Source organism: Melioribacteraceae bacterium (genome assembly GCA_030584085.1).
In the GTDB taxonomy this organism is placed as follows: Bacteria; Bacteroidota; Ignavibacteria; order Ignavibacteriales; family Melioribacteraceae; genus SURF-28.
This window is the reverse complement of sequence record CP129490.1, coordinates 3,482,347-3,499,642: the sequence shown is the minus strand read 5'-3', so window position 1 is coordinate 3,499,642 and position 17,296 is coordinate 3,482,347. Positions and strand designations below refer to the sequence as shown.

General features: G+C 31.9%; 14 protein-coding genes, 1 tRNA gene and 1 pseudogene. 4 read left to right on the top strand and 12 right to left on the bottom strand.

Annotation, left to right across the window (positions count from 1 at the left end; genetic code table 11):
- Nucleotide 1 precedes the first annotated feature (1 nt).
- From QY331_15730 to QY331_15685, 10 genes are all read right to left on the bottom strand, one after another.
- The gene (locus QY331_15730; GenBank protein WKZ69411.1) at nucleotides 2-2,023 is read right to left on the bottom strand and encodes a T9SS type A sorting domain-containing protein; all 2,022 of its coding nucleotides are present in this window, start codon (nucleotides 2,021-2,023) and stop codon (nucleotides 2-4) included.
- A 207-nt stretch (nucleotides 2,024-2,230) separates the two neighbouring features.
- A complete protein-coding gene (locus QY331_15725) occupies nucleotides 2,231-3,730 on the bottom strand; it encodes an oligosaccharide flippase family protein (protein WKZ69410.1) in 1,500 nt (499 codons plus the stop codon).
- Nucleotides 3,723-4,508 carry a class I SAM-dependent methyltransferase gene (locus QY331_15720; protein ID WKZ69409.1) on the bottom strand — a complete coding sequence of 262 codons (786 nt, stop codon included), beginning with the start codon at nucleotides 4,506-4,508 and terminating at the stop codon, nucleotides 3,723-3,725. The genes QY331_15725 and QY331_15720 overlap by 8 nt, the downstream gene beginning before the upstream one ends.
- Nucleotides 4,495-5,697 (bottom strand): glycosyltransferase family 4 protein, encoded by a 1,203-nt coding sequence (locus QY331_15715; protein ID WKZ69408.1) that lies wholly within the window; start codon nucleotides 5,695-5,697, stop codon nucleotides 4,495-4,497. The genes QY331_15720 and QY331_15715 overlap by 14 nt, the downstream gene beginning before the upstream one ends.
- Nucleotide 5,698: 1 nt before the next feature.
- A complete protein-coding gene (locus tag QY331_15710; GenBank protein WKZ69407.1) occupies nucleotides 5,699-8,176 on the bottom strand; it encodes a hypothetical protein in 2,478 nt (825 codons plus the stop codon).
- 9 nt (nucleotides 8,177-8,185) lie between these two features.
- Entirely contained in the window at nucleotides 8,186-8,932 is a 747-nt protein-coding gene (locus QY331_15705; GenBank protein WKZ69406.1) for a class I SAM-dependent methyltransferase, read from the bottom strand.
- 7 nt (nucleotides 8,933-8,939) lie between these two features.
- The gene (locus tag QY331_15700) at nucleotides 8,940-9,941 is read right to left on the bottom strand and encodes a D-glucuronyl C5-epimerase family protein (GenBank protein ID WKZ69405.1); all 1,002 of its coding nucleotides are present in this window, start codon (nucleotides 9,939-9,941) and stop codon (nucleotides 8,940-8,942) included.
- Nucleotides 9,938-11,215 (bottom strand): glycosyltransferase family 4 protein, encoded by a 1,278-nt coding sequence (locus QY331_15695; protein ID WKZ69404.1) that lies wholly within the window; start codon nucleotides 11,213-11,215, stop codon nucleotides 9,938-9,940. Before QY331_15695 ends, QY331_15700 begins: the two co-directional genes overlap by 4 nt.
- A 61-nt stretch (nucleotides 11,216-11,276) precedes the next feature.
- Nucleotides 11,277-12,314, bottom strand: coding sequence for a glycosyltransferase (locus QY331_15690; protein ID WKZ69403.1), 1,038 nt, complete (start codon nucleotides 12,312-12,314; stop codon nucleotides 11,277-11,279).
- A 9-nt stretch (nucleotides 12,315-12,323) separates the two neighbouring features.
- Nucleotides 12,324-13,355: a glycosyltransferase family 2 protein gene (locus QY331_15685; GenBank protein WKZ69402.1), complete on the bottom strand. Its 1,032-nt coding sequence runs from the start codon at nucleotides 13,353-13,355 to the stop codon at nucleotides 12,324-12,326.
- A gap of 93 nt (nucleotides 13,356-13,448) precedes the next feature.
- Here QY331_15685 and QY331_15680 point away from each other — a divergent pair, with 93 nt between their 5' ends.
- Nucleotides 13,449-13,757: a hypothetical protein gene (locus tag QY331_15680; GenBank protein ID WKZ69401.1), complete on the top strand. Its 309-nt coding sequence runs from the start codon at nucleotides 13,449-13,451 to the stop codon at nucleotides 13,755-13,757.
- Between the two features lie 135 nt (nucleotides 13,758-13,892).
- On the opposite strand, the gene QY331_15675 is transcribed toward QY331_15680, so the two are convergent.
- A complete protein-coding gene (locus QY331_15675) occupies nucleotides 13,893-14,777 on the bottom strand; it encodes a helical backbone metal receptor (GenBank protein WKZ69400.1) in 885 nt (294 codons plus the stop codon).
- Between the two features lie 77 nt (nucleotides 14,778-14,854).
- Between QY331_15675 and QY331_15670 the strand changes: the two genes are divergently transcribed.
- From QY331_15670 to QY331_15660, 3 genes are all read left to right on the top strand, one after another.
- A tRNA-Lys gene (locus QY331_15670) sits at nucleotides 14,855-14,927 on the top strand.
- A 375-nt stretch (nucleotides 14,928-15,302) separates the two neighbouring features.
- Entirely contained in the window at nucleotides 15,303-15,602 is a 300-nt protein-coding gene (locus QY331_15665; GenBank protein ID WKZ69399.1) for a helix-turn-helix transcriptional regulator, read from the top strand.
- A complete protein-coding gene (locus tag QY331_15660; protein ID WKZ69398.1) occupies nucleotides 15,599-16,861 on the top strand; it encodes a HipA domain-containing protein in 1,263 nt (420 codons plus the stop codon). Before QY331_15665 ends, QY331_15660 begins: the two co-directional genes overlap by 4 nt.
- Before the next feature lie 56 nt (nucleotides 16,862-16,917).
- On the opposite strand, the pseudogene QY331_15655 reads toward QY331_15660, so the two are convergent.
- A pseudogene (locus QY331_15655) lies at nucleotides 16,918-17,147 on the bottom strand (transposase).
- Nucleotides 17,148-17,296 lie beyond the last annotated feature (149 nt).

The following is a 17,296-nucleotide window of genomic DNA, read 5'->3' as shown; positions in this document are numbered from 1 at the left end:
ATTATTTTATTAAGATCATCTTCCTTACATCTATAAAATCTCCAGATGTTATCCGATATAGATACAGTCCACTATTATACTCATCAGCATGAAAAGTAAATGCATGATTCCCAGCAGCAAGTTTGCTATTTACTAATGTTGAGATTTTTCTTCCTAAAACATCAAATATCTCAAGGCTTACATGCTCGCTATTAGGTATTGTGAATGAAATTGTAGTGGAAGGGTTAAACGGATTCGGATAATTCTGATCTAAAGTGTAATTCAACAGACTTACCTCATTCTTAACATCAGTTAACATGTTAAGAATAGAGGAAGCAACATTAAATTGGTTCTTGGATTCGTTGACTCTAACACGATCTAAGGAAACAACAGAATTTTCGACAAATACTTTATTACTAAGAATAAATGTAAGTAAAGTATCACTACCAGGAATTGTATTTCCAAATAAAGCAAAACTGACTAGTCCATTATTATTTGAATATGTAGTTGAAAAATTTGAATACTTTTTTCCCCATCGTACTGAAATTAACTCAAACTTTTTATTATCGAATTCAATTTCACCCTCAACTGAAAAAGTATTCGATTGAGTTTCTAAATAAATCGGTAATTCAATCAATGCAGATTCGCCGTCAACGATGTCATCCATATAAAATTTACCTGTGAATGCAATATGATTACTGTCCGGAGTGTATGGTAATTTTTGAACTTTTCCAGTTAAGTAATCCAATATAATGTTTGCATCAAGACCGGACACGGTTGAATCGAGAGTAACATCAGCAGAAAGAAATTGAGTGTTGTTAAATTCAATTCCGCCAATTAAGTATTCTAATATATAGGAGGCGTCGAGAGCTCTTACTTGTCCGTCTAAATCGACATCACCATATGTAATCTCGTCTGAATAAACAGTTATAGAGCCGTTGATTGTCTCTACGTAACTAGAATTATTGTTCACTATTGCTTTAGTTACAATAAGTGGTACAATTTTATTTTCAAGTATCGGTTGTTCAACAGAATAGATCAAATTAAAAAATAAACCTGACCTCGTCTCACCAGAACTAATTTCAGTGGCTCCAGCAATTGAAATACCTTCTGAAGTACTATAAACAGAAATTCCCCAATCGCTTGTTAGGACATCACTATTTTCAGTTAATAAATAGTGGAAATTCACATCATCTTGGAATCCTTCTATGTCAATTTCAAAGGAATTTAGAGTTTTATTGTCGGGGATGGTAAAATAGACTGGAACTTCTATTTGATTTGGATTATCCATTAATACATTATCTATAGAAAGCAAAAAGTTTTTGGAATTGTCCCACCCATCAACAAGAGCTCTAATTTCCCTATCAGTTAAGACTCTGTTGTACAGTCTGAAATCATCGAGACGTCCATTCAAAAAATATGGAGGTCCGTAAGTCTGACTATCCAGCATTCCAAATACAGCAGGACCATCACTATAAACTAAAGATTCTGCATAACCACTTTGTTCAATATCAGCCTTAATTCCATTTATATAAAGTTGCATATTATAATTTATATCAATTGTGCCAGCAATATGCACCCATTGGTTTGGGGCATGTATATCGGCCATCACTGTTTTTCTTGCATTGGGGCCAATATTAAGTCCATTGCAATAAGAAAAGTCAATTATATTGTTTTGGTTTACCAATAACCTTAGCCCGTAATAAATTGTTTCGTTAAAATCATTACCCCAAATTACCGCTGGTAGGGAAGCATAATTTACCCATACTGCAATTGTTATCGGAGGATAAGGTTTTAATAAATTGCTACTGCCTAAGTTTATAAAATCGTTTTCTCCATTAAAAAATACAGCACTACCAAAATTACCAAAACGATCGTGAGTGGATTGAGTTCCTATTAAGTCTCCGTGTAAGTTATTCCCTGAAATGTCAATCGCATTCCCGTTCAACGGATAATGAGCTATTAGACCAGTATCGATTTCATTTTGACCTAGACATAATCTGCTTATAAGTACAAATAAAAAAAACAATATTATAATTTTCATAATTACCTCAGGTTCTTAATTTGTCACGCAAAATCAATAATAAGTATTTATTATAAACATTGCAACTAAATAGAAATCAAAATATTAAATTGGATATGAGGTGTCGGATGATTGTCAGTTCGAAAAATTCTAAATGTATATAAAAACATTAGACTGAAGTTAAAAAAATCACGGATAGAGCAGAGAAATTGAATACGACATGATAAGTTAAAGTTTAAATTGCTTGATATTATCCCTCCACCGTTTTGGATTTCGCCACTTATGCCAAGATTGCTTAATCCGAAGCAACTCAATCTCTTCATAGAAATTGAAGAAATATAACACAAATGGAAATCCAACTACAATTATGATTTTAATGGAGATTCTTAAAAAAAGTTTAAAATCATTCACAAATAAAAATACTCCCGATACAATTAGAGCAAATAGAAATAAAAGAAGTAACAGTTTCCATTTTTCAAAAGGAATAAAATAAACTCTTTGAGCAAAGAAATAAGATAAAAACGACATTAAAGAATAAGAAATAATCATCGATATCGCTGCCCCGAACACTCCGTAAATTGGTATTAGTAAAAAGTTAAGCCCAATATTTAAAAGAGCACTTGTTATAACTATTATTGCGTTATACTTGGTAATCTTCATTTGATGAAATGCTAAGGAGAATACATACTCCATTCCTTTTAATACAAAGGCAAAGCTTATAAAAGGAATTATCAAATAGGACGACAGATAACTTTCATCAGACGTAAACACTTCGACAATTTCTAATGAAAATATAGAAAGAGCTAAAGCGGAAAGAACAAGTAGTAAAGTAAAATACGTTTGGATTTTCGAAAAAAATCTTTTGGAATCGTTTTGTTCTGCATATTTAAAAGCTAATGGAAGAAAACCCAGTTGAAAAGAATGTATAATAAATACATTAATAAAACTGGCGACCTTATATCCAAGAGAGTAAATTCCAACATCCGAAAGCGTGCTGAGAATTTTTAGAATATATCTATCTCCCATTGATAAAAGCATCGCGAACAAAGAAGAAAAGACAAGCGGAAAGCTGTAACTTATCATATGCTTCAATGTAATCAAATCAAACTTTGTTGAAGAATTTCTAATCATGAATGGAAGAGTGACTAGCGTAAATAAAATTTGTCCAATTAATTGACCAAGTATAACACCTTCAACACCCATCTGAAGAAAAGCTATGAAATAAATATTGAGTATCAGAATTATTGTAAACTTTAAAGTGGTAACAACTACAAAAAAAGTGGATTTCTCTTGAACCCTGATTAAACTAAGTGGTAGTAAGTTTAAAATCCCGAATGCAATAGAAAAGAAAAGGATAGTGAAATAGTTACTATACCTATTGTGATCAAAGAATAACTCGGAAAAGAAATCAACAAATGGCAGTAAAAAAATTAAACTCAATAATGATATTATTACTGTGGAGAAAGAAATTGTAAAGACAATTGAACGTTTTCTATTTTCGTCTTTTTCAGCAGAACACCATCTTAGCATTGCAGTACTTAAATTCAAACCGAGCATTAAAATTAAAATCTGACTTGTAACCTCAAGCAGCGCAAGTATACCGTATTCGGATGTCGTGAGGTATTCAGTATATAAAGGAAGTAGTATTAATCCGACTAACTTTGAAGATAAATTTCCAAGACTGTAAATAATAGAATGTTTTATTGTCTTTTTTAATTTACTAAGCATTTCTTTTCTTCAATAAAACAAATTGTTGGTAAGGTATTCTGGGGGAGATAATTTCATTCAAGCTGTCAATTAAAAAGCCAAGTAGATTAAATTCATATGTAATTTCAAATGAATGAGAACATTCAGGACACATTGTTGATCTTCGCTTTTCAGGGGTCCATCGCATTGGTATCCAAGATTTCGGCGGAACTAAAGCATGTTTTAATTTTGCCAATAATTTGTTGTATTTCTTTGTTGGCTTCCCGTGAGTTGTTTGAAAAATAATTTCATATTCCGGAAACAACTTCTCAATTTTTTCCAAATTAAGATTCCGTAGGTGATAAATTTTATTAAACACAAAATTACAGTTTGGGCATTTCACAAAATTCTTTTGAACATTCTCGTCATTAGGAAAAGTTAAATAGATATACTTTTTCGAAATTCTTTTGAATTCATTAATAGTATTCCGAAAAATATCATCAGGAAGATGTTCAATCATTTCACTCGAAAAAACTTGATCAAATGAATGATTCTTTAGTGGTAGTTTTTCCGCAGAAGAACAAAACTTTTCTGTTTCAACAAATTTAAGTGCATTAAAACTTCTATCAGACGCAACTACCTTAAAATGCTCTCTTAATTTATTAGTAATTGCACCGTCACCGCAGCCAATATCACAAACATTTCTAACATCTGACGGAATACTATTAAATAAAATGTTTATCTTCTCTGTGAGCCGCACATCAAGTTTAGCTTTTTCCCAATTATAATTATCGTAATATTGTTGATTATCTAACTTCAAAATCAGTCTCAATTTTTTTATAGTGATTAATTAAAACTTCTGAGTAAACAGATAAATTATATTTTGTTAAAACCGCTGATTTTCCATTAGCACCCAACTGCTGTCTAAGTTCAGAATTTTTAAAAAGTTCTAATACTTTATTAGCGAAATCCTCTGTCGAGTTGTGTCGAAAAACAAGTCCACATTTTTCTGTTTCCGTTAGTAATTTCTGTGATAAGCTATCACTAACTATTATTGGCTTACCGAATAACATATACTGAAAAACTTTATTAGCGACCCCAATATCATGCTGATCATTCTTTTTGATGGGTGAAATACAAATATCGCTTATCTTTATCCACGATGGAAATTTTTCCATTTCTTGAAATCCGACATAGGTAACATGTTCTTTTATTTCTTCTGAATTGATTTGTTTATAAAAAATCTCTTTATCTGCGTTATCAATAGGTCCTATTAGCAAGAACCTAAATTTTGGAATTTGGCTTTTTAATATTGGGATGGAATTAAAAATTATATCTAGCCCCCTTCGTTCTGCAATCACTCCGAAATATAAAATTGTAAATGAATCAATTTTATAAGTTAAGTTTGCATCTAGCGGATAATTTAATAATTGCCCTGTGTCCGGGACATTTGGGTATACTAATATGTTATCAGCCGACAGGCTATACTTCGATAATAACTGCTTTTTATAATAATCACTTAATGCAACGATAGAATCTACACTTTCTAAAAGCTGCTTCTCCATAATTAACCATTTCTCAGGTCGAATTAAAAATCGCAAAAATGAATTTGCCCATTTATAGTTTGATATAGCTGCTGGAAAGTTTTCATGTAAATCTAAGACTAAATGTATATTGGCAGTAAATTTAGATTTTAAAGAGGGGACTGCCATATATAGATCATGAATATGTAATATTCTGATATTATAGTATTTTAAAAAATTATTTATTTTAAATCGCCAAATCCAAAAGTACAATGGGAAGCTATTGACTAGTGGTCTAAATCTATTTTTTATCAATTCTGGTATTTTAGCTGGAATTATTTGGATATTTTTATGTGGAATTTGCACTTTTTTAGTGCAGCAAAGAATCTTAATTGAAAATCCAGCATTTGCTAACGCAAAAGCTTCATTTCTTACTCGCATATCTTTATTAAAATCATTATCAACAATCATCCCAATAATGGTCATCTTAATTGCCTTTGTTTCGAAGTCTTTTTCTGAAAAGATTAAGAAAGATTATTAATAAAATGATTATATTTCCCACCCAAACAATACTCATACTCGAATAATAAGTTTCAGGTTCGAATGAGAATGTAATTTGATAATTCCCCACCGGGACTTTAACTCCGCGTAGAATATGGTTCGCTTTTTCGATTATTAATTCTTCATTGTTGCTTGTTACCGCATTCCAACCTTTGGGATAATAGACTTCAGATAATACTAAAAACTGTTCACTGTCAGTTTTGATATCTAAAGTAATTTTGTTCGGAGTATATTCAACGACATCAACGCTTCCTTTGCCTGAAAAATTTTGTGTTTCAAGAGAAGGATTTACCAATAATGCCAAGCTGTCCGGGTTGAATTCAAAATCATTCATAAACAATACAAGATTTTCAGAGGAATCAAATGATTTAATTTCTTTTACAAACCATGCTTTTGGCTGAACAATCATGTTTTCATATAAAATTTCATTTCGATCCTGTGCTTCGGTTATTTTTTTTAAGAATGGGTAGTTTAACGGATTGGGAGAAATAATATACTTTCCGTTTAACATATTAATTACATTCCAATTCAGGCGATCTTGTGTAGGAAATTTGAACAAGTTATGATCTATAATATCTTGAATAACCTGAAGCTTAATAGCTGAATAACCATTTATAGTGGGATAGAAATACGCATAATAATTGCTTTGAAAATCATTACTGATAACCAACGCTCGCATGTTGTCTGATCTATCCTTAAGAGCATTTGTAATTTGTGTTTGTCTAAATGCAGTTGCTTCTATTTGAGCTTCTTCAATCAGATTAGCATGAGATACTTGTCGTGTAGTAATAGAAAAAATTTCAAAAGAAACTAAAACTAAAATTGCAGCAACAGTTACAACTTTATTAAGTTTATTAAAAACATATCCCAGGACTACTAAAGCAGTGAGTCCAACTAAAATTAACACACGAATCGTATCGGTAGTAAGAAACTCCATTCTAATTTGCTTAATTATATCTAATGTTTGCTGATTGTATCTTCCGAGTTCATTTGCAGAAATATAAGCGTAAGAACCCTTGCTCATTAAAACATATAACAAGAATAAAATTCCACCACCGAAGATTGTAAATAAAATTTTGTAATCTTTCTTTTCGATTCCACTAAACAAAGCTTTTAATCCAAACGCACCTAAAATAAATGTTGCAATAAAGGTTATATGCGCAAACATAACCGGTACACGAAACTTTGAAAAGAACGGCATGTACTCGTAAAATAAATTATATAACAAAGGAAAATGTCTTCCTAAAGCAAGAAGAACGGAGAATACTAAAAAAACACCTAATGCGATTACAAAAGGATTCTTTCTGTAATAAACAATACCAAACATTGCGAAAAGAAAAAGTATCATTCCCATCGCATCGTAACTTTCTGTGAAAGGCATTTCACCCCAGTAACCGGGGACTTGCTGACCTTTAAGTTGAGGTAGTTGGTCACCGTCATAAACTTCTGATGAAGCTCCGCCGGTATATCGTGGAATAAAGAAGTCAATAATTTCTCTCGGTGCTAATGACCATCGCGTAGCATATTCAAAACTAACTCCACCTGTTCTTGCTGCACTTTCAGCTTCTTCACCAAGTTGAACTGGATTACCACCACGAGTTGAGTAATCTGCATACTCATAAGTTGCAAGCATTGGTTGAGCGGCAGTCATTATTGTAAGTACAACAGCAACAGCAAACTTCAAAGTTAATTCGGCAAACTCTTTGAATTTTTTTTCAAGTAATATTTTTATGAAATAATAAACGTATAAAAACAAAAGCATCAATATTGCATAAAACACAATTTGAAAATGGTGTGTCCTAACTAGCCAAGAAAAGGCTAATGCAAAAAGACCTGCACTAAACCAATTTTTCTTCTCAAGAAAATAGTCGAATGTAAACAACAACCAAGGCAGAACCATTATTGCACGAATTTTAGAAAAGTGTCCAGCGTTTAACATTGCCTGCCAATCCGGAAGAGCAATAAATGCAGTTGCAATCATTGCGGCGATATACCATGGAATTTTTTTCTGATGCAGATATAGATACAAACCTAAACCACCAAGTAAAAAATACCAGAAGAAGTGATAAAAAATATTTCCGAGAAAATTTATAAGCGAATCGATGTGTAATGTTGTTGGTGATTTTCTGTTATACATAGGCATACCACTGAATAAAGATGGATTCCATAAAGCGGTTTCGCCGGTTTGTTCCTCATATTGTAAAACAAGATTTGTATTTCCTTTTGACCCCACTATGTCTGATCCAACCGGAATTTTGCCATCCAATATTTGAGGTGACATGAAGGTGAATATTGGTACTAAAAGCAAAGCTACCAGAATTAAATATTTCTGATAAGTTTTTAAGTTATCCAAAATATCTTTAGTCACTTTTAAATTTTCTTTGTTACTTTTCTTTTTAGTCATATTTCCTTCTCAAACTTTCTTTTTTAATAATGTCTCGCATCCAAATGCCAATATTTCTCTAAATAAAGGAATGTTTGGAATATTAATTGGATTAACTCCAAATCTTGTTTTGTAAATCGGTCTGAATAAAAACAGATTTTTTTTAATGACCTCAAATGAATACTTATTATAAAACCTTTCAAATTTATTAATACTTAACCCGATTTTATAATTAATAATAACATGATTAATCAATTTGTCGCTTTGATTGGAAATCTTTCCTAAAAATCGAATTAAAAAGTTAGGTAAAATTTGAATATAGGGAAGATATTTAAAAAATGATTTCCCATTTTGCTGATGACCTGCGAAACCCGAAAAACGCGGTGGAAAAGTTATAAATAAAAATCCATTATCATTTAATAAGTTATACAGATTTTTAAATGCGGCATCTCTGTTCGGAATATGTTCTATAACATCCCGCATGACAATCACGTCAAACTTTGTACCTAGGTTTTCTGAAACATTTGGATCGGTAATATCAGCTTGTATTATATCCAATTCTGGTGCTTTAGATTTGGCGGTATCAACTCTGATCTGCTCCAACTCCAATCCTTTTACTTTAATTCCTCTATCGTGAAGCACTTTTACAAATCCCCCTTCAGCGCATCCTACTTCAAGTACATTGCATGAATCAAAATTATCAATGTGCTTTTTAAAGTATGGGATTAAATACCAATTTGTAAATTCGATCTGTTCAAAAAAATGTTTTTCTGCCATAAGAAAACTAAACTCTACCGATTTTTTTTAATGCACTAAATTTTATCCGGTACATTTTTAGCGCATTCATCAATGTATCTTGTTCTGTAAATTTTTTAGCAAATGCGTTAAAGATTTCTTTTCCGCTTAACTTATATAGCATTTCTAACTGATTAATATGTAATCTCTGATACCCAATCGTTGCCGGGTCAATTTCGGGATACCAATCTGCATTGCATAAATTATATTTCGACCAAAAGCCTAAATCAAATTCTGGCAAAATATTTTCTAATGTTTTTATTCCTTCGCTAAATAATTTTTTTGCTGTTTCGTTTTCGGGAGAAACTCTAACAAAATCATAAACTCCGCAAAGTGCAAATATCATCCCGTTTAATACTAGGGTTGGAACCGAAGAAGTATATTCTTCATAAAATGGTCCATGTTTTGTAAATGAAGTAACGCCGCCATCCGGAACCGAAAGCCCAAAACTTACTAACCCTTTTTCTGCGGAGTCGAGATAATTTTTGTTTTTTGTTAATTGATAGCCGCGAAGTAAAATTGATATTGCTCGGCTTTGTGAAAAAGCAGATTGCCACGGACCCGGATTTTTATACTGAGGAAGAGAGACATGTGTAAGCCATCGAACACCAAGTTTTTCTGAATAATCATAATTGTTTGTATCGGCAAACCAATCAACAAATTTCAGAAATCTGATTTTATCGGTTTCACTTCTTGTTTTTAAATAAGTGTGATAAACAGAAAGTCCCATTTGACCGATTGAAATTGGAAAATAAACATATTCTTTCTCTTCAACATCAACGTATGTTTTATTTATCGGAATTCCATTTTCATCAAAGCGTTTAATTAATTTTTGCTTTTTACCTGAGGCTACGGATTTTTCTTCGAATAAAAAATAATATTCACCCAACTCAGGGCCATGAAGATCATCTGTAATTTTGTAATGACGTTTTGGAGACCGCAAATCGGTTAAAAACTTATCCAGCATAAATATTTTTTTTCTTATGTTCATAAAATCGAATCAAAAATTGAACTTAATTTTTTTGTCAAATTCTTACGAGTATATTGTTCTGAATTGATCTCAGGGGTATGACTAAATCCCGCCTCCCACTGACTATATTTTTCAAGCACAATTTTAGAAGTATCTTCATCAAAATCGAAAGTTATACCGCAATTTAATTCAGAAATGATTTTTGCAGCATCTCCATTTTTTGGTCCAATACATAGAATAAAATTGTTGCTTCCAATATATTCAAACAGTTTTCCGGTTAATATTCCTTCGTTATTTTGAGTATTGGGAATTGATAAAAGAAGCATATCAGCGTTGATAATACATTTAATTAATTCATTGTGCGGTTTGTATGAATAAAATTTGACCAACTTGTTCAAGTTAAACTCATTGACTAGATTCACAGCATCGGGATGCACCGTCCCAATAAAATGTAATTCTAGATTTAAAATCGCATTGTTGCTATTTAATTCACTTAGCGATCTTAAAAATTTATTAGGAATCTGACTTTTTCTTAAACTTCCGGTGTATACAATTGTGAATTTTTCGGATTTTGATTTAACGATATTAGCGAAATCATACTCATCGTATCCATTGGGAATTACATGGTAACTATTATGGTTTTTTTTATCTAATAATTCTGCTATTGAGTCACTTACAGTGATAACTGCATTCGAACTTTGTAAAACTTTTCTTTCAAGTTTGCTATCCTTCTTAATAGCATACCTTGTGCGAGGCAACTCTTTTTGCCAGAAGCCATCAGTCCAAGGATCACGAAAATCAGCAACCCATTTTAAACCAGTTTGTTTTGCTAATTTCATAGCACCGATTTGTAATGAATGTGGTGGAGATGAACTAAAAATTAAATCTGGTTTTTCTTTCTCTATAATATTTTTACCTTCTTTAACAATTGTAGGTATCCACCCAACTCTTGCATCCGGAATAAATACATTGGCTCTTATCCATTTTGAAAGTTTCTGTAAAGCACTTTCATTTTCACTTTTATTTAAAACATGTGTAGGAATATTTCCTTTTTGTCCGGTAATACCTTTGTATAAATTAAACGGTTCAAATGATTTTGTTTTATAGACTTTTATTCCAGGGGGAATATCATCAAGCAAGCTTTCATCAATCGCCGGGTATTCACCGTTTTCTACAGTTAAGATAATTGGCTGCCAGCTAAAATCAGGTAAGTACTTTGCGAATTTCAAAACTCGCTGTACTCCCGGTCCACCCGCAGGCGGCCAATAATATGTTATGATCAATACTTTTTTCAAGGGTAGTTTATAATGTAAAATTTATAATGAAAAAAATATATTCTCCATTATCAATTATACATTATTGATAATATTTTTTTACGAATCCGGTAAACTCGTTTTTTTTTAAAATTACTCTTCTAACAAATGCAATTAAAAATCCCAATCCATAACCAAATATTTGAGTCGGTACAATAACTGGAATATAGAAGAGAGTTCTATAATCTTTGTACTTAACAATTCCATGAATACCCATAGAAAGTAAAATCATTAATCCGAATAAAACAAACCAAATGAAAACTTTTGGAAATATTAGAGTCAGAATTATAACCGTTAATGAAAGTAAAGTTCCGATTGAGGGGAAAAAATGAACCGGCTCAAGCATTCCTTTATCTATCTTATAAAGATTAATTCTTGCCACGCCCCAATTAAATACTTGCCGGAAAAATTTTTTTATGGACATTCTTCTTTTATGATAAACTACAGCGTTATCAACTTTAATTACCGATTCACCGGTTGAAAGAATTCTATGACTGAATTCGATATCCTGTCCATGTCTTAGTTTTCCCATTCCACCGATTTTTTCATAAACATCTTTTCTTACACCCATATTAAAACTGCGCGGATAATATTTTGAAATTCCTTTTTTCGAATGACCTCGAATTCCACCGGTTGTTATGAAAGAAGTCATCGAATAATCAATTGCTTTTTGAACAGGAGAGAAGGTTGGTAAAACTTTGTCGGGACCACCAAATCCTGCCGGTTTTAATTTCTTTTCCTCTAACGCTATTTTATATGCCGTAAGCCAATTTTCATCAGCAATGCAATCGCTATCAATAAAGAGCAAATATTCACCATTAGCTTCTTTCATTCCTAAGTTACGAGCTTCGCCCGGACCTTTATGGTCCTGCTTTAAGAATCTCAAATTTATTGATGAGTTATCGATTACATTGTTAACTACTTTATCAGTATTATCTGTTGAACCATCATCAACAATGATCACTTCAAATAATGAATCATCTAATGTTTGGTTAACTAATGAATTTAGAAGTTCATTAATTTCATTGGATCGATTATAAGTAGGAACTATTACCGAAAAAATATATTGGTAGGAAGACATTATTAAGATTTATCTTTTTTCTTTGATGTTGTAATCTTCCTGACGTGGAGTATTATGGACTATTATTTCACCAAGTAAACCAACAGCAAAAAATTGAACACCAACAATGATGAGTAAAATTCCTAAAAATAATAGGGGACGATTTCCAATTCCTTTTCCCAAGAATAATTTTTCATATGTCAACCAGAGATTGACAATTATACCAAATAAAAATGCAGTCGCCCCAAAAAATCCAAACAAATGTAATGGTCTACTTATATAACGAGAATTAAATACTACAGTAAGTAAATCAACAAACCCTTTGAAGAATCTAGATATTCCGAATTTAGTTTTGCCATATCTTCTTGGATGATGCCTTACCGGAATCTCTGTTACGGTAAATCCTTTATTATTTGCGAGCACAGGAATATATCTGTGAAGCTCACCATACACATTTATATTTTTTATAACTTCTTTTCTGTAGGCTTTTAATCCACAATTAAAATCGTGGATATTAATTCCAGTCATTACTTTTGTTGTATAATTAAAAAACTTAGATGAATGTTTTTTAATAAATGGATCGAAGCGGACTTTTTTCCAGCCGGAAACCATATCGAAACCTTCATCAAGCTTCTTTAATAAATTTGGAATTTCAGCTGGATCATCTTGAAGATCGGCATCCATTGTAATTACAGCATCGCCGCTTGCTTTTTGGAAACCAACATTTAAAGCAGCAGATTTTCCGTAATTTTTTCTAAAAGAGATGTATCTAATCTTGTTGTCTTTTCGATTAAGTTCTCTCAATTTTTCGAGTGAGCTATCTGTACTTCCGTCATCAATAAAGATCAATTCATAATCAATATTATTTGCCTTAACCACTTTTATTATTTCAAAATACAGCGGACCTAAAGATTCTTCTTCATTAAAAAGCGGAACGACTATAGAAACTTTATTAAAAGAAAATGGATTACCTTCCTTCTTTTCTTTTGGCGGATTCTTTTTATTGCCGTAATATTTCTTTTTGTTATAAAACTTTTTCCGTTTTGGAGCTTCGTTTTCCATGCTATAAGTATCGAAATTGTTGTAATTTACGGCTAAAATTAAACTAATAAATCTCTAAAAGCAATTTGTGTAAAAATGGTGTTACTTTAACTTATGGGTAAAATAATTTTTTGGGGTCTGATAAGGGTTGCAGTTTTAATTCCCGTACTATGGATAGCAACTGATTACATTGATTATAGATATTGGTGGATAATTACCGCAATGTCAATTTATGGTGTGGTTTTTCATCCGGCTGTTATTCAGCTAAAGATTTTTCGTGAAGAAAATAAAATTGTTTTGGAAGATACAATTTGCTCGCAATGTAAGCATTTTGATGCGTCTGCAGTTCTTTGCTTAAAATATGATGAGCATCCAACGGAGGATTATATTCCATGTGATGGAGTCGATTGGGAACCTATTTAAGTTATTAAGAAAAATAATTTAGACTAAGCGTAACGTTCCCAAGAATAAATATTAATTGATAGAGAAGGGGAGAAAAAGTGAAAGGGAGAAAAACTTTTGAATAAAAACACACTTATTTAATCAACGCTCTTCCCATTAATCAATCGAAGAAGTTTTTGCTAATCTTGAATAAAAATCTGTAAGTGCTTCAATAAAACGTGGCCCCGGTCTAAAGTACAAATCACGATCAACAAAAAATACTCTATTATTTTTTATTGCCGATAGAGAAGCCCATTCCGGATAAGTGTCTGTCAAAGTTTTTATCGATTCTTTTCCCGATGATGGGTAAACAATAATATCGGGATCTCTTTCGATTACAGTTTCTCTGCTAAATATCGGATAGTTTAACTGTGCTTCTTCAGAAAAATTCTTCATGTTGCAAGTTTCAATATAAGTATTGATAAAAGTATTTTTCCCGGCAATCATAATCGGATTTAACTCGACAAGGATCATAACAGTTTTTCTAGTAAAATTTTTAGAATCACTTTTTATTTGTGCTAAAGTTGAATCCCATTCTTGAATTTTAATTTTTGCCAATTGCCGTTTACCGAAAACCTTACCTAGATCTTTGAATGTTTTCTTAATTCCCTCGTAGTCTCGCGGGTTTGAAACAAACACTTTGAAACCGAGATTCAGGAGTTTTTCATAAACATGTTTTTGATTTCCTTCAACCGTTAGAAAAATAACATCAGGTTGAAGTTCAATAATTTTTTCATAATTAATTGTCAGAATATCTCCAACCTTAGAGACACTCTTAGCATCTTCGGGGAAGTAACAATATTTGGTATTGCCAACTAATTTATCGCCGACATTTAATTGATAAATCATTTCCGTGATATTGGGAGCTAGCGAAATTACTCTGGTTGGAATTGAATCAAAATAAATTGATCGATCAAGATCATCATCTATAGAAAAACTTTGAGAAAATAGAAAGATGGGAAATAATAAAACGAACAATAAAGTCTGAAGAAGATTTATCATGTAATCCATTTGAAATAATAAAAATAAGTTTACTTAAAATTTTTGTAAGTATAAACCGAAGGAATTATATTTGCAGTGCACCGTTAGCTCAGTTGGTAGAGCATCTGACTCTTAATCAGCAGGTCGCCGGTTCGAATCCGGCACGGTGCACAGAAAACCTCAATTTTAGCTCAAAATTGAGGTTTTTTAATTCGTGCTTTTCTCATATCTGATAAAAATTAGCCAATTTCGACCAATGAAAGCTCCAAATGTACTTCAAATGTACTTCAGTTTAATACTTCAGAGTCTTATTTGGAGCGGTAATTAAAGCTATTTTCTGTATCGATATTCAACAGCGATGAATTATTTATCATTTCGATTATCTAATAATTATCATAGTTAATACAAATACCGATATAATTAGATCATCGCAGGAACCTTGATTCTTTTGTTTTGATAGATATAAAAAATATTAATAATGATAAATATATTTTACAAAATATGTTATATTTGTAAGAAATAATTTACATTAAATATAAGAATCAAATGATATCGCCAAAAACAAAAAAAATATTAATCCAATTGGGAGAAAACATTAAATTGGCTCGGTTAAGGAGAAAATTAAGTGCTGAGCAAATAGCTGAACGTGCGGGAATTAGCAGACCAACGTTATTAGCTATTGAGAAGGGTTCACCTTCAGTAAGCATAGGATCTTATGTTGATGTTCTTTTTGTATTAGGATTAGCGGATGACTTATTAAATATAGCAAGTGATGATGAGCTAGGTAGAAAATTGCAAGACGCAAAATTATTGATTAAAGAAAGAGCTCCGAGGAAATTATTATGAAGAAGGATAGAAAAGAGATATTAGTTTATGCTGATTGGCAATCGATCATAGGCGCTAGACTTATGGGAGTTTTATATTCAGAAGTAATAAGAGGAAAAGAGATTTTCTCTTTCCAATATTCTGATGAATGGTTAAACGCTGACTTTGCACAAGTATTAGATCCGGACTTAAGATTGTATCAAGGGAAACAATATTTGAATGAAGGTAAGGATAATTTCGGTATTTTTCTTGACTCATCACCTGATCGATGGGGGAGACTGCTTATGCGAAGGAGAGAAGCAGTACTAGCTAGAATTGAGAAGCGTACTCAAAACATTTTATATGAATCCGATTATTTATTAGGAGTATTTGATGAACATCGATCTGGTGCCATTAGATTTAAGACAAATGCCGATGGTGCGTTTTTAAATGACAATAAAGATTTAGCAACTCCACCGTTTACAACTATTAAGAAACTTGAACAAGCAAGTTTGAGAATAGAGCAAGACGAATTAATAAATGATCCGGAATATATAAAATGGCTGAATTTATTAATCGCCCAGGGATCATCATTGGGAGGGGCAAGACCCAAAGCAAGTGTTATAGATGAGAAAGGAAATCTCTGGATTGCCAAATTCCCAAGTATTAATGATGAAAAAAATATTGGCGCTTGGGAAATGGTCGTTCATGATCTTGCCATAAAATCTGGGATTGATGTAGCTCAAGCTATGACAAAAAAGTACTCAAGCAAACATCATACTTTTTTAACAAAACGATTTGATAGAAATAAAAAACGGAGAATTCATTTTGCTTCAGCAATGACTCTTCTTGGCTATAAAGATGGTTCTGATTATTCGCAAGGAGTTAGCTATTTAGAGTTAGCAGAATTCATTGCTGTAAATGGAGCAAGGGTGAATGAGGATTTAGAAGAACTATGGAAAAGGATAGTATTTAATATCTGTGTCTCAAATACTGATGATTATTTACGAAATCATGGATTTATTTTGACAGATAAAGGATGGATTCTTTCACCGGCATATGATGTCAATCCAAATGAGAAGGGTACCGAATTGAATTTAAATATATCAGAAAATGATAACTCCTTAGAACTTGACTTAGCTATGGAAGTGATTGAGTACTTTCGTCTCAGCGAAAAGAAGGCTTTAAAAATAATATCTCTTATAAAGAAAACGGTTGCAAATTGGAAGGAAGTGGCCAATAAGTATCAAATATCAAAGACAGAACAAGAAGATATGCAAACAGCTTTTATTGCAAAATAATGTTGCTAATGAAATTTTACGAGTCTGCAAAGTAGTTTGTGTAGATGAGATTTTGTTTAAGTAAAATCATAAAATCTACCCTTAAAATTGATTGAAAAATTTGAAAGCACAATAGCCCAATTACGAATCGGCATTGTCCATTTTTTGATAAATCTCTGTAAGCTAAGTATAACATTTTTTTAAGTGCATCGTCGTTTGGAAAAATAGATCTGGATTTGGTTACTTTCCTAAATTGATGATGCAATGCTTCTACTGCATTCGTGGTATAAATAACAGGTCTGATTTCTTCGAAGAAGCAGAACAAATTGCATAACAGTTAGCCTATGGCTTAGCAAAAAAGAATTATAAATTATAATATAAGAGTACTACTATGGAAATTGCGGAATTAAAAAATAAGATTTTGTGATGTTTAAGAAAAAGTGAAAAAACACATTA